Annotated in this window: 14 protein-coding genes, 2 pseudogenes and 1 CRISPR repeat array; of the genes and pseudogenes, 7 read left to right on the top strand and 9 right to left on the bottom strand. The window is 45.9% G+C overall.

Annotated elements, in window-relative coordinates:
- Positions 1–324: 324 nt before the first annotated feature.
- Together JGK39_RS25510 and JGK39_RS25505 are read right to left on the bottom strand one after the other, a co-directional pair.
- Positions 325–921 (bottom strand): annotated as a pseudogene (locus JGK39_RS25510) (DUF928 domain-containing protein); the annotation flags it as partial.
- Positions 922–963: 42 nt separating this feature from the next.
- The gene (locus JGK39_RS25505; protein WP_293259183.1) at positions 964–1101 is read right to left on the bottom strand and encodes a hypothetical protein; all 138 of its coding nucleotides are present in this window, start codon (positions 1099–1101) and stop codon (positions 964–966) included.
- Positions 1102–1498: 397 nt separating this feature from the next.
- On the opposite strand from JGK39_RS25505, the gene JGK39_RS25500 reads away from it, so the two are divergent.
- Entirely contained in the window at positions 1499–2995 is a 1497-nt protein-coding gene (locus JGK39_RS25500; RefSeq protein ID WP_293259181.1) for a glycosyl hydrolase family 57, read from the top strand.
- A 150-nt stretch (positions 2996–3145) separates the two neighbouring features.
- Here JGK39_RS25500 and JGK39_RS25495 read toward each other — a convergent pair whose 3' ends face one another.
- Entirely contained in the window at positions 3146–3367 is a 222-nt protein-coding gene (locus JGK39_RS25495) for a hypothetical protein (protein WP_293259179.1), read from the bottom strand.
- A 117-nt stretch (positions 3368–3484) separates the two neighbouring features.
- On the opposite strand from JGK39_RS25495, the gene JGK39_RS25490 reads away from it, so the two are divergent.
- Entirely contained in the window at positions 3485–5851 is a 2367-nt protein-coding gene (locus tag JGK39_RS25490; RefSeq protein WP_293259177.1) for an NACHT domain-containing protein, read from the top strand.
- A gap of 96 nt (positions 5852–5947) precedes the next feature.
- Here JGK39_RS25490 and JGK39_RS25485 read toward each other — a convergent pair whose 3' ends face one another.
- Both JGK39_RS25485 and JGK39_RS25480 read right to left on the bottom strand, forming a co-directional pair.
- Positions 5948–6247 carry a hypothetical protein gene (locus JGK39_RS25485; protein WP_293259175.1) on the bottom strand — a complete coding sequence of 100 codons (300 nt, stop codon included), beginning with the start codon at positions 6245–6247 and terminating at the stop codon, positions 5948–5950.
- 50 nt (positions 6248–6297) lie between these two features.
- A complete protein-coding gene (locus tag JGK39_RS25480; RefSeq protein WP_293259173.1) occupies positions 6298–6909 on the bottom strand; it encodes a DNA-3-methyladenine glycosylase in 612 nt (203 codons plus the stop codon).
- A 20-nt stretch (positions 6910–6929) separates the two neighbouring features.
- Here JGK39_RS25480 and JGK39_RS25475 point away from each other — a divergent pair, with 20 nt between their 5' ends.
- Positions 6930–7052, top strand: coding sequence for a hypothetical protein (locus JGK39_RS25475; RefSeq protein ID WP_293259171.1), 123 nt, complete (start codon positions 6930–6932; stop codon positions 7050–7052).
- A gap of 244 nt (positions 7053–7296) precedes the next feature.
- On the opposite strand, the gene JGK39_RS25470 is transcribed toward JGK39_RS25475, so the two are convergent.
- Both JGK39_RS25470 and JGK39_RS25465 read right to left on the bottom strand, forming a co-directional pair.
- Positions 7297–7815, bottom strand: a complete 519-nt coding sequence (locus tag JGK39_RS25470) for a pentapeptide repeat-containing protein (RefSeq protein ID WP_293259169.1) — start codon at positions 7813–7815, stop codon at positions 7297–7299.
- A 44-nt stretch (positions 7816–7859) separates the two neighbouring features.
- Positions 7860–8033, bottom strand: coding sequence for a hypothetical protein (locus JGK39_RS25465; protein ID WP_293259167.1), 174 nt, complete (start codon positions 8031–8033; stop codon positions 7860–7862).
- A 283-nt stretch (positions 8034–8316) separates the two neighbouring features.
- Between JGK39_RS25465 and JGK39_RS25460 the strand changes: the two genes are divergently transcribed.
- A complete protein-coding gene (locus JGK39_RS25460) occupies positions 8317–8826 on the top strand; it encodes a hypothetical protein (protein WP_293259165.1) in 510 nt (169 codons plus the stop codon).
- A 228-nt stretch (positions 8827–9054) separates the two neighbouring features.
- Positions 9055–9371: direct repeats of the CRISPR family, unit length 31 nt; unit sequence GCCAGCGAAGACCCCTACGGCGACCCCGCCG.
- Between the two features lie 393 nt (positions 9372–9764).
- On the opposite strand, the gene JGK39_RS25455 is transcribed toward JGK39_RS25460, so the two are convergent.
- Both JGK39_RS25455 and JGK39_RS25450 read right to left on the bottom strand, forming a co-directional pair.
- Positions 9765–10058 carry a hypothetical protein gene (locus tag JGK39_RS25455; protein ID WP_293322452.1) on the bottom strand — a complete coding sequence of 98 codons (294 nt, stop codon included), beginning with the start codon at positions 10056–10058 and terminating at the stop codon, positions 9765–9767.
- Complete coding sequence (locus JGK39_RS25450; protein ID WP_293259159.1) at positions 10058–10402, bottom strand: hypothetical protein; 345 nt, start codon at positions 10400–10402, stop codon at positions 10058–10060. Before JGK39_RS25450 ends, JGK39_RS25455 begins: the two co-directional genes overlap by 1 nt.
- Positions 10403–10604: 202 nt before the next feature.
- Between JGK39_RS25450 and JGK39_RS25445 the strand changes: the two genes are divergently transcribed.
- The 3 genes and pseudogenes from JGK39_RS25445 to JGK39_RS25435 all read left to right on the top strand — a co-directional run.
- Positions 10605–11036: a hypothetical protein gene (locus JGK39_RS25445; protein ID WP_293259157.1), complete on the top strand. Its 432-nt coding sequence runs from the start codon at positions 10605–10607 to the stop codon at positions 11034–11036.
- Complete coding sequence (locus JGK39_RS25440; RefSeq protein WP_293259155.1) at positions 11036–11917, top strand: hypothetical protein; 882 nt, start codon at positions 11036–11038, stop codon at positions 11915–11917. Before JGK39_RS25445 ends, JGK39_RS25440 begins: the two co-directional genes overlap by 1 nt.
- Positions 11918–11921: 4 nt before the next feature.
- Positions 11922–12351 (top strand): annotated as a pseudogene (locus tag JGK39_RS25435) (hypothetical protein); the annotation flags it as partial.

Here is a 12351-nt window from a genome sequence, read left to right as displayed (position 1 = left end):
TAGTGAAAGTCCTCTAAAAGAGGACTAATATTGAGCACATTATTAACAGTCGGTTTCAACCGACTTTTGCTATGAGGCAGGGGTTTAAACCCCTGCCGGACTGTCTCACAGCGAAAGTCCTCTAAAAGAGGACTAATATTGAGCATGACTTCACTCATAATCAACAGTATTAACAGTCGGTTTCAACCGACTTTTGCTATGAGGCAGGGGTTTAAACCCCTGCCGGACTGCGCTGCGGGGGCAACGTGTTTATTAACACCAATGACCCTTAAAAGCCCCTACTCCTGGGATTGCATAAGTCCTATTTTAATATTCATCCCTACCTCAAACAAACGGCTCTAAAACAATCCCATTCAAAAGCACAAACGGATGCTGCAATAAAGCATTCCAATCCGCCTCCAAAGTTGCCAGAGAAGATATTTTCTCAAATCCAGTCAGCTCGGCTAGCGCTTCATACCGCAAATCATCCTGTAATTGACTCAAAAGTTTGTCCCGCAGCGCAACTAATTCAGTAATAGTGTCGTACCACAAACCGTATTTAGCCAACAGTAAAACGCGATGCCTCAGCGATGCAGTTTCTAGCTCAACTAAGATTTCTGGTGCCATTTTTACTCGCTCAACACACCCGTAGCGGGAGATATTCCCGCACAAAAAATCCCAGCGATATTTTTTGCCAACTTCCAGAGGAGGTGCATTTGGTGGCAAGCAAAAAGTCGCAAGTCCCGCTGTTTTTGCAAGCTGAAAAAATGTTCGGAAAACTACTTCTTGCTTTTCTTCCTCCCGCAGCACAAACTTAAAGGAAATGTCATCGGGAAATAAAGTCGGCAAGTACAGCCAAAAAGTCGGATGTGCGATCGCAGTCCATCCTAAATTTAGAGCCGGAATTAAAGCTAAAAAGTGGTGAATATCGTCGCGGCTGCCTGCATCTCCGCGATCGCCCGGTGCACCCCGCGCAGGCGGCTCCTATGCGAGTACCTGCGGCTGCAAAAGCGCTTCCCCCGATGAATCAGCTAGCATAGCGTCCAATCCAGGCTGAACAATGGTTGCAGCCACCAGCAAATTAATCGCCGCCTGCTGTAGGAGCAGTTTTTTTGCATTCATAAAATATCTGCGAGGTAGAGGTACAAAGTCTCAGCGCGATCGCACGGCAACCTGACAATAATCAGGGCACACTTTTATCTGCGTTGCATCTGTGTTTATCTGCCTTAATCTGCGGTTTTTCTAATCAATCATTGTGAGCCCAAGTCGAAATATCTGCAACTAAATGGCAAATTCCGAAAAACCTAACTCATTCGATCGCTTTTGTCAACTCAATTTTTTGAGGCAAATCGCCATTTGTCTCGTCTTTTTCCGAATATCGAGCGCATAACTAACTCAAAGATTATTCCTAACTTTTCGATACTTACTTAAATCTGCTACCTTTTCTGCTACCCTAAAAGCATATAGCTATCTTACCAAATAGCAGACCGCGTTCCTCCACAATTCTTGAGAAAAACTTATGTCTGCGATCGCACCATCCCCCAATCCACCCGTTTTAGAAGAACTTCGCTCCGGATTGCCCAACATTTGCGGTTCCGAAGCAGAAATCAGTGCCGCAGCCAACAGCAACGAACCAGTCTTTTTACCTAAGACAAATCTGCGCCTCGAAAACATTCAAGGCGGATTTGCCTGCGCCCTGCATATGCACCAACCCACAATTCCAGCAGGTGCAAACGGCGAACTAATCTGCAATCTCCAGCATATGTTTGAACATTCAAACCAAGGAGACAACCACAATGCCGGAGTCTTTGCTTGGTGCTATTCCCGCATGGGCGAATTCATTCCCCAACTGATTGCCGAAGGCTGCAACCCGCGAATTATGCTCGACTATTCGGGCAATTTATTGTGGGGATTGCGCCAAATGGGACGCGATGATATCTTCAACAATCTCAAACGAATTACCTGCGAACCTGAATACCAACCCCACGTAGAATGGCTGGGGACAATGTGGAGTCACGCCGTCATTCCCTCAACTCCAATCCCCGACATTAAACTCCAAATTCAAGCATGGCAACATCATTTTGCATCCATTTTTGGCATAGATGCCCTGAAGCGCGTTAAAGGTTTTTCGCCTCCAGAAATGCACTTCCCCAATCACCCCGATACACTGTACGAATACATCAAAGCTTTGAAAGAATGCGGCTACCGCTGGCTGATGGTGCAGGAACATTCTGTAGAAAATATCGACGGTTCGGGATTGTCCCAAGACCAAAAATACATTCCCAACCGTTTGCAAGCCCGCAATTCTCGCGGTGAAACAATCAGCATCACGGCTTTGATTAAAACCCAAGGTTCCGATACAAAGTTGGTCGGTCAAATGCAGCCTTATTACGAAGCGAAAGTCCGCAACAAACAGCAAATTGGCAACGTCACAGTTCCTTCTTTGGTGACTCAAATTGCTGATGGCGAAAATGGCGGCGTGATGATGAATGAATTTCCCAGCGCTTTTGTTAAAGCTTGGCATGAAAACCGCGAACAAGGTGGCGGAAAATCCGGTGTTGTCGGTTTAAACGGGACTGAATATTTGGAGATGATTGAGGCGGCGGGCGTCAATCCTGATGATTATCCTGTTTGTCAGGGGATTAACCAGCACAAGATTTGGCAGCAAGTCGATCCGGATAGTGCGACGCCGGAAAATGTGGAAAGTGCGATCGCCCAACTCAAGCAAACAGACCACAATTTTCACATGGATGGTGCATCTTGGACTAACGATTTAAGTTGGGTGAAAGGCTACGAAAACGTTTTAGAACCGATGAATCAACTCAGCGCAGCATTTCACCAAAAATACGATCCGCTGGTGCAGCAAGATGCTGCTGTTACCAAGCAGTTTGAATACCAGCAAGCTTTGCTTTACAACTTGCTGGTACAAACAAGCTGTTTCCGCTATTGGGGACAGGGAACTTGGACTGATTACGCCCGGGAACTTTACAACCGCGGCGCTGCTTTAATGAAGTAGGCAAAGTTGATAATTGCGATCGGGCAAATAGCTTGGATCAATTATTAGCGTTCGTATTTATGCAGGAACACTATATGTAGTGTGCCTGCATAAGTCCTGTATAGAGTGGGGCTAGCAAGATGCAGACCCCACTATATGACGCGAGTGTCGTTAAACCTTGGTCAGGAGTTCGTAGATAGCTGTTTTTGTTTTCGTCGATTTGACTACTCCAGCATCCTGGATATATTGCAAGAGGCCTAGGGCTTCTTCAAGTTTGTTGGTAGCATCAATAACGACTGGATGGCGAGACACCTTGAGGTCTTTGATCAAGGTAGAGATAGGCTTGTCTATGCAAAGAGATAGTTGTTGATGGTTGGATTGCTGTTTGGTCATATCTTTTAGACTTTTGAATCACTACATCTATAGCTTTACACTCCCATAGCGAGTCGGTTCCAAACAAAGGTTAGGAAGTTTGTTAGGATTATCTGTTAGGGACTCGATCGTGTGGTAATGATGGTACGCACTCCAAATTCATCCGAAGAGTTATTTGCCGAAGCCGGAACTAATTGGGATCTGCAAAAGTTATACAAAGACTTAGCCGTTGCCAAGCGAGAGTTTGCGCCTCACAAGAGACGGGGACTCACAGAGACAGAAAAAAAACATCTGCGTGGATTACTTTGTGGTTATAGTCCTGCTGAAATGGCTGAAAAGCTACATAAAAGTGCTAGAGGAGTGGAATCTGACCTATGTAGCACAATATACCCGTATGTCAAACAACTGACCAAACGACCACTCAATACGCTAAAAAATTGGCGGGATATTCCTGAATGGTTGGAACAAACTGGATACAAAATACAAGTATTTGATGCAGTTGATGGTGAGAAGGCGATCGCCTCTTCTCCTTCAGAGGATATAGAGGCCCTGGTGCAGAAGGTGCGATCGCATTTCAACGAAACGATCCAAGGCGAGTGTGCAAACTTATGCACATTCAACCCGCTCATTAATAGACCTATGGGGTCGAGTAATCTCAGCAGTATGTACGTTCAGACCGAGGTTAATGAATCCCAAGATTATGATTCGAGTGGGTTCAGTCAGGAACGGGAATCATGGGAAAAGGTAGTGTTAAGAAATCCCCAGTTAATTATGTTGGGTAAACCGGGAGCAGGTAAAACTACATTACTACAGTACATTGCGCTTCATTGTGATGAAATAGAGTTTAAACCCAAGTTAGTACCCGTTTTTATCAGTCTGAAAACTTTGGTTGAAAATGTCAAGCATACTGAGGAAATTGATATATTAGGATACATTTACAAAAAATATTGTCGTAGTAATGTTTTTAAACAAGAACTTGAAAGTTTACTGAGTCACGGCAGAATGTTATTTTTGCTTGATGGTTTAGATGAAGTTCTAGAAGAAAAAATTAGTTATGTTAACAACTTAATTGGTGATCCATATACGCGAAATCGCTTTATAATAAGTTGCCGAAAAGAGTTTAAAGCATATCAATCTAAAAACTTTGCTCGGTTTATTTTTGTTAAAATAGCCGATTTTGACAGAACTCAGAGAGACTATTTTATTGAAAAATGGTTTGATGAAGTTGTAGTGATTGCACAACAACGATCGGTCAAAGCAAATGACTTAATTAAAAAGCTTGATCGGCCAGAAAATCAGCGAATCCTAGAACTGACCGATACGCCTCTGTTACTCCATCTGATTTGTCTGATTTTCCAAGAAAGAGGAGATTTGCCGTCTAAAAGAGTTGACCTTTACAGAGAAGCAATAGATTTATTGCTGAAAAATTGGAATCAATTTAATGAGCGTTTACACATAGATGTACTTGAATTAAAAACTGTCTTAAGACGTATAGCAGCTATAACCTTTGAGACTGGCAAGTCTTCTTTTGAAGAAGCGGAAATTTCGCCAATTATTGCGAATTTTCCTCAAACTTTATCCAATACTGAAGTTTTATCTGGTCTTATTATAAAAAAGGGATGGAGACAATATGCTTTTTCCCATCAAACTTTTCAAGAGTATTTGACTGCCGAAGAATTCGTAAATTCTAAACAGCCTTTAAGCCAACTTATCATTCATATTACTGAACCACGCTGGCGAGAAGTGTTTTTGCTAGTGGCTGAGATGTTGATGCCTGCCGACGATCTGTTACGGTCGATCAAACAATCGATTGATAGCTTACTAAAAAATCAGATATTTCAGGATTTTCTTCAATGGTTAGATGACAAATCTACTCAGGTTAAAGAAGTTGAAAATCTTCGGTATAAATTAGCAAGTATTCGATCTCTTTACTTTGACCTGGCTTTAGAACTCGACGGTCGCAATTCCGTTTATACCGTAGATGAGAATACACTAGCTTACGCTATCGACCCCGCTATTAACGACAATCTCGACCCCAATATTAATGACCACCTCGACTTGAACTTCTACGACGCTTTACGCTTTGAGAATTTCTATAACTCTATTTCTTCTGGTGCTTACTCCTTCTTCAACATACCCTTAGACCTTGACTTAGTTAATCACCTCAACCATCTTATTCATAGTACCATAAACCCAGAATTACAGTGTAAATTGCAAGAACTTAAAGACTGTATTCTTGAGCCAGAAGCTGATTTTGATCGCCGCCAGCAAAGATGGAAATCTCACCGCTTCATTTGGATTAAGCAATTAAGAAATATGATGATAAAGTATCGTAATATTGGTCATGATTGGCAGTTTAACAAGGAGCAAATAAAACTACTCAAGCAGTATTATGAAGCTAATAAACTACTTTGGGAATGTCTAGCTATTAGCAATGTCTCCGTAGAAATCCGATCGCACATCGAAAACAACCTATTTTTACCCCTTGATTCCTCGCTCAGCTAGAAAAAACCGGGGAAAAGATGCTCAAGCTAACGGGGTTGTTACCCCGTCAGAGTTGAGTCTCGATTTCTCCATTCCCCATTCTCCATTCCCCAAATCCTACATTTCCTGCATCAATCGCAAATAATTTTGCCGCATCTGCGTCATGTTTTCCATCATTCTATTAGCCATATCTTTCTCAACCTCACTCATCTGCTGCCAAAATAAAGCAGAACGTCTGGCCATGATTGCGTCTTCCCACAACATCTCCAAAAGTTGTGCCGCCATCGGATTTTCAGCATCTATAATCCCGCACAATTGCTCGAAAGCTCGGTTAGCTTCGGCGTGACTCCCAACATCCTGAGCGAGTGTCAGGCATTTTTTCAGTTGTACGATCGGGTTTTCAGAAGAGTAAGCCATAATTTCACTAAGTTTAAGCTACCAAATTTACACTGACACCTTTGACATTACTAGAGTTGCGACACGGCCGCACAGTTCCCCAAATACCACCGCCAAGGCAAATCAATCCCTTTAGTAATCCCGATCCGCGTAGTTTGCACAAAATTTATTGTACCCTCCTCCACGGCTTGCTGAAAGTCTTCGCTCCGGTTTTCCAACCGCAGCGCTTGGCCTCCATCCAAGGGTAAACCGCTAAAAGTTCGATCGATCTCAAGCACCTTACACAGCTTCCCGGGCCCGGCGGCGAGGCGCAACTGCTTTTTTTCGGGAATTGCAGCAAACTTGACGGGAGGCGCATCTAGCTGCAAAGCTCGCACCAGCACAGCGCTACCCACTCCCTCCGCATCCGTCACCACGTTAAAACAGTGATACATCCCGTAAATCAAGTAAACGTAGCCGATGCCCGCACGCCCGAACATCGCCTGATTGCGAGGAGTCTGCTGTCGGTAAGCGTGACAAGCAGGATCTCCCGGGGCGTAAGCTTCTGTTTCCACAATCATTCCCCGAATCGTCTCGCCGTCAGGAAACTGGCGCACCAGAGTACACCCCAACAAATCAGGCGCTACGCTTGTAGATGGCCGCGCCAGCCAAAAAGATTCTACAATCTGAGTATTTGCACTCATTCAACAGGAGACAGTAAATTATGGACGTTAAGTTAGTTTTAGCAGTCTTGACAGCAGTTTTCACCCTGTGCTGTTTGTTCTTCGGTACAAAAAACGGCTTCTACGATACTGACAAGTATCACGGTAACGGTTCTGCTCACTAATTTTAGCTGGTAATTAGTTGCTTGAACCAAACCGCCGCCTGAATAACAGGCGGCGGTTTTTTGTTTGAACTCAACAAAGGTTAATAATTGAATTTTTAGGTTAGTAGTCAGGACTTTAGTCCTTCTTCAACCCGCTCTGGTGAACAATTAAAAATTTAGGTTAGTAGTGAGGACTTTAGTCCTTCTTTAACCCAGAGAGAGGACTAAAGTCCTCACTACAAACTGACCGCTATATTTGCGGGAACTAATGGTTAATTTTGCCATCTGGCATTTTAGTTTCCTGCATTGTAGCATTCTCGAAATCCGCGCATCCCGGAAGATTGAAACGCATTGTGGCTCCTCTATCTGTTGATTTCATGTTAAAACCAACTATTCCATTTTCTGGGTTATTTTTTTCGGGAACTGCACTTACCTTAAAATCCATATTTGCTGCTTGACCGTTAGTATCAAGATTGAAAGTTATGCCGCTACATCCCAAATCAGAACCTGTCAGGTTGGCTTTATTCAAGTTAGCATTTTTTAAGTTGGCATTCGCCAATTTTGCTCCTGATAAGTTAGCACCTTCTAGGTTGGCTCCCTGCAAGTTAAATCCTTGCAAGTCCATTCCCTTCAAGTTGACATTGCTGAGATTGCATTCGGGACACTGTTTGGTCTCCAGCAATTGCTTGACTTGGTTTTGCTTGTTTAAATCAGGTATGTATTTGGTTGCAGCTAATAAAAGGGCGATCGACAATCCAGCAGTAATTATATTTGGGATTTTCATAAAAATTCTCAAAAGCTTCGGCGGCTTTCTATCTCGGTTAATTATTAATACAGCAGTGCGATCGACATCTCCAGAATTTCCACAACAAAATTGCCCGCATCTGGGACAAGCACTCCGGCGCAATTAAATCCCGCCTCCTTTCCCTCGCCAGTGCTGCTTTGGGTTTCCGACTCGCCCCGTCCGCCTGCTTCACTTCGCTTTCGGCAGCCCACCAACAAACAAACTTTTTTTTAACCTCAGGCGACGCCTTTGCATATACCTGCGGGCTGAAAAAAAAGAAACCTTATTTATATCCCTAGCATGAGCAAATCTTAGAAAAATTTGAGGATGATGAAAGAGAAACGCAATGCCGTACCTGTGCTGTTGTTAAGTTCTCAGCAACAACTTTTGTCAGAATTGCTTTGAGAAATTAATGTACTTACAAAACGGTTGGCAGCAGCCCAGGTTCCTCAACCTCGCCAGAACACACCCTACCTGTAATCCCGACAATTCGGAGCGGCAATGAACACAATCAAACCCGAAACCAGAAGATCGCGCTTCATGGCTCTGCTGCTGACAACGCTGCTGACCTTTCCGTTTATGAGTGCTTGCGGTTCTAGCCAGCAAAGTTCAGCTCCCCCGCCGACCGTTGACAACACTCGCGCTGGAGGAGTGCAAACTAATCGCGGCCCCACTCCTTCGCCCCAAGCAAAAAAAGGACTGAGCAATGCTCAAAAAGTAGGGATTACTTTAGCAGGAGCAGCCGCCCTTTACTACATCTACAATCAGCACAAAAATAAACAAGAAAAGGGGCCGCAGGGAAAACATTACCTTTCCAAAAACGGTCGCGTTTACTACCGCGATGCCCAGAATCGCGCGGTCTGGGTAACGCCGCCGCCTGAAGGAATTAAAGTTAAAGTGCCGGAATCTGAGGCAGCGCGTTACCGCGAATTCCAGGGGTACAACAACCAAACTACCGGTCGAGACTTGAAAGGCTTGCCGGAAGCTACAAGTCCTGTTCCGGCACAGTAGCCTAAGCATTTGAGATTTTAGATTGCAGGTTCCGCGATTTTCCCGCGAACTCTGGTATTCCCAATCTAAAACAGCAGTTTTTCACCACATAAAAAAGAGGAACTTTATCATGGTAGACGGATTTTTTCGGAAGTTAAAAGATGCGATCGTCGGGCCAGACAGCGAGCAAGTCGATCCTGACGCGAATTACGAAGATCCCTCAAGTCCCGGACGATTCGGCAACGCCCGCCCGGCCAGCGAAGACCCCTACGGCGACCCCGCCGGCTACGGAGAGTATGGCAACAACGTCCGTCCCGCCAGCGAAGACCCCTACGGCGACCCCGCCGACTACGCGAATACCGACTACGGACAATTCGGCAACCTGACCCCGGCCAGCGAAGACCCCTACGGCGACCCCGCCGACTCCTACGCGGATGCCGGACAATTCGGCAACCTGACCCCCGCCAGCGAAGACCCCTACGGCGACCCCGCGGACTCCTACGCGGATGCCGGAATGTTCGGCAACCTGACTCCCGCTAGCGAAGACCCCTACGGCGACCCGGCGGATGAGGAAACCGCTTGAGTTTAGTCAGTTGGCTATAAACATTACCTAGTAAGCAACAGCACCCCTGCGGGGGTGTTTTTTTTGCTAGTTCTCAAAAACGGAGAGGGTGGGATTTGAACCCACGGTGACATCACTGCCACACTCGATTTCAAGTCAGTAGTATTAGAATCCCATATTTCCGGTTTTCGTACAAGGAGGGCGGGCGGCAGAGTGCGGCACGTTTACATTCCCGGCGGTAATGTGCGATCAGCTTCTTCTCAGTCAAGGGCGATCGAAGATCGCGCTAAAGTCCAGGCTGGAGATTCCACGGCTCAGATAGTGGAAATGATTGAGCAATGGTCGGGCAAAAAGTAGATGCGATCAAACAAGCGCAGCCCAAGTAACCCAAATTCCATTATTTTGGGAGCGGTAGTAAATTTTGGATCGATCGGGCAGAGCAAAAAATTGATTCATGTATTTTCCCACCAGTAAGGTGTTGTACAGGGCATCGATCTGTAGTAGTGTTAGCGTCGATCGTAGCTCCGGTGTTGCCCCCTGTGCGGGACATAACTGAAAGAGTTCGGATCAGGGATTGAGAAATCATTTCATCCACTTTTGCTTTGTGCGCCGCGATCGCCTGGGCTACTTCCGCGTCCGTCGCTAATTCTGGGCGCAGGGCCCCAGAAGGCTGTAAATTTATTAATGGCATTATACTAATGTCGCTTCGCAAACCTGACAGTTAGATGCACCACCACTGCCCATAAGGCTGATGGCTCCCAGGTATCGTGGCTCGCCTGGATCGGGATACCAGTAAAATCCGGGGGGGATGGCTGCTTCATGGAGGGCTGCGGAAACCGTCGCGCCTTCCCTCATCAAGATTGGGTTCGGGCCTAAATTATATATAGAATATGTAGCTCGATTGGCATTGGCGGCTATCAAGGGAGCTGTAAAGGTGGCGGGTACGGCTACCGTGGCACAGACTTTGGCGTTACGAATATCTTCAGCAACGTTGATGCTTGATTGAGTCGGGGGATTTAGATTGCTAAAAGGCATTTCTTGTATATGATAGATAGTAAGTCTAGTATACAATATTTATGCGATACATATGACTAATATCGCGCTCCCGACAACGCCCGGGACAGTGACCGCTACTACTCTAGAGGGGATGATCTTCCAGCTAGCCTGGACATTTGGCATAGGCGCAGAGAAGGATATAATAAAAAATCCCAACCAGGTCGCCTACGTGACCGCGACAATGGAACCCGAATTTGTGTACGAGACTTATCCGACAGCCAACGCTGGGCGAATGGTAATAGTGGTATCCGGGTTGCCCATTGCTACCGTGAGGCTTCCCTACGCAGGGCGATCGGATGTTACTCTGAACGACTATCTAACTGGATCGGGATTTCTTCCTGGCAGCGGCGGGGCGCCAACCTTTGCCCTTGCTAATGCCAGTTGGTGCCAGCATCTGTGGGATGGTATTTTACTTCTTCATAACCTTCAGATTCAGCCAGCAAAAAACCCATTAGGATTAAATTTAGTGGCTAGTTGGAACATGGAAGGAGCGGGCGTGAACAGCACCTTAAATGCAGTGGGGAATGCCAACTTGGAACTCCCTCTGATGTTTGTGAATAGTGGTGGATTTCCTACGATTTTGGCGGCATCTCCAATGGGTAATTTAATATAATGTTCCAGGAATCCCGACCGGAAATTACTGGAATTTTCCAGGCTAATTTTGCCCAAATTGATACCACGATCAAGCCGATAATTGATTGGGCTGCAATTTGGGCTGCTTATACGCCGCCTGTTGGCTGGACGATTGCGGGGCGAGCCTCCGAGATTAGATTTATGCAGGCGATTTATAATCTGCCTAGTATTAGGCGAGCTCCGGTGCCAGACATAACATTGTATGAAGCCGACGAAATTACTAGAAACAAAATGCAGGAGAATTATCGGCTTGCTCCTTGCAAATCAATTAAATTATCTGTCGATCTAGGGGATGGAATATGGCGAAATAGATCGGAAATATGGATACAAAATGTAGGGCAAGAGGGATTCAAAGAACTTAAGATGCCTTATCTTTCTGACGCCTCGGGCTTTTGGGGGGCGAATCAAAAAATAGGGGCGCAGATTGCTCCAGCAGGATTTCCAGCTAGCGGTGGTTTGGGGGCTAATGATTATGTAAGGGTGCATGGCTCTTATCGGATAATTCCGACACTTGTGCCGGATTTAGGCGTAAAACCCTTTGGCAGCGCCCAGGGATTTTCTGTAAATGTGGGCACTGCCTCTCCCGTGCAGGTTTTGCCTGTACGAAATTCGCGATCGCTTCTGTATCTCACTTCCACTGGAAAAATTTGGTTTTCATTTGCAAGCAATTCTGCTGGTGTTGCTGCGGCTGGGGCTTGCGCTTTCCTTTCTGCCGGAGGTGCTCTTTCTTATGAAAACGGTCGCCTTGCATTTGATGGCGGCCGGGGCGATATTATCTCGCTTAAAAATACTCTAGGATTTCCCCTGTGGGCGATCGCGGAAGGCGCATCTGCCACAATTAGCGGTACGGAATATTTCTAATCATATGGTTTCGCCGACAATTGATCCGCAAAGAGGAAGGGCTGGAATTGGATTTGAGATTGCCGGAATAGGCAAGGCCGGCATTTCCATCGGAGCGGATAGTATTGGTGGCAAGCTTGGTGTTGGGCCCGTAAGCGTGGGAGTTGGTACCGGCTCCGCCTCTGGATTTGAATCTCTAGAGTGGGATTTTGGGGTGGCAAAGCAAAAAACTACCCAGACTGGGTGCACGATTACCCGAGAATCTTGGATTGTAGGAGTTGGTGTTACCGAGTCAGAAACGTGGACAGACCCAAGATGTGAGCTGCCACCAACACCAACACCAACACCAACAACGCCAACACCTGCGATTTATCCCCCGCCTGTTCCATTGAACCCAATTACATCATTCCCAGTAGGAGCGTGTGTTTACTACGATAGACACTTCTACGGGCTAG

The organism is Microcoleus sp. PH2017_12_PCY_D_A (assembly GCF_020738565.1).
GTDB lineage: Bacteria > Cyanobacteriota > Cyanobacteriia > Cyanobacteriales > Microcoleaceae > Microcoleus.
The sequence above is the reverse complement of the archived record's forward strand: the minus strand, read 5'-3'. Positions and strand labels throughout refer to the sequence as shown.

Bases quoted from the DNA above. Each gene is read 5' to 3' on its own strand.
- JGK39_RS25495 (WP_293259179.1), bottom strand. From the start codon at position 3,367: ATGACCAAACAGCAATCCAACCATCAACAACTATCTCTTTGCATAGAC.
- JGK39_RS25475 (WP_293259171.1), top strand. From the start codon at position 6,930: ATGGACGTTAAGTTAGTTTTAGCAGTCTTGACAGCAGTTTTCACCCTG.
- JGK39_RS25500 (WP_293259181.1), top strand. From the start codon at position 1,499: ATGTCTGCGATCGCACCATCCCCCAATCCACCCGTTTTAGAAGAACTT.
- JGK39_RS25505 (WP_293259183.1), bottom strand. From the start codon at position 1,101: ATGAATGCAAAAAAACTGCTCCTACAGCAGGCGGCGATTAATTTGCTG.
- JGK39_RS25490 (WP_293259177.1), top strand. From the start codon at position 3,485: ATGATGGTACGCACTCCAAATTCATCCGAAGAGTTATTTGCCGAAGCC.
- JGK39_RS25440 (WP_293259155.1), top strand. From the start codon at position 11,036: ATGTTCCAGGAATCCCGACCGGAAATTACTGGAATTTTCCAGGCTAAT.
- JGK39_RS25480 (WP_293259173.1), bottom strand. From the start codon at position 6,909: ATGAGTGCAAATACTCAGATTGTAGAATCTTTTTGGCTGGCGCGGCCA.
- JGK39_RS25450 (WP_293259159.1), bottom strand. From the start codon at position 10,402: ATGCCTTTTAGCAATCTAAATCCCCCGACTCAATCAAGCATCAACGTT.
- JGK39_RS25445 (WP_293259157.1), top strand. From the start codon at position 10,605: ATGGAACCCGAATTTGTGTACGAGACTTATCCGACAGCCAACGCTGGG.
- JGK39_RS25485 (WP_293259175.1), bottom strand. From the start codon at position 6,247: ATGGCTTACTCTTCTGAAAACCCGATCGTACAACTGAAAAAATGCCTG.
- JGK39_RS25455 (WP_293322452.1), bottom strand. From the start codon at position 10,058: ATGCCATTAATAAATTTACAGCCTTCTGGGGCCCTGCGCCCAGAATTA.
- JGK39_RS25470 (WP_293259169.1), bottom strand. From the start codon at position 7,815: ATGAAAATCCCAAATATAATTACTGCTGGATTGTCGATCGCCCTTTTA.
- JGK39_RS25460 (WP_293259165.1), top strand. From the start codon at position 8,317: ATGAACACAATCAAACCCGAAACCAGAAGATCGCGCTTCATGGCTCTG.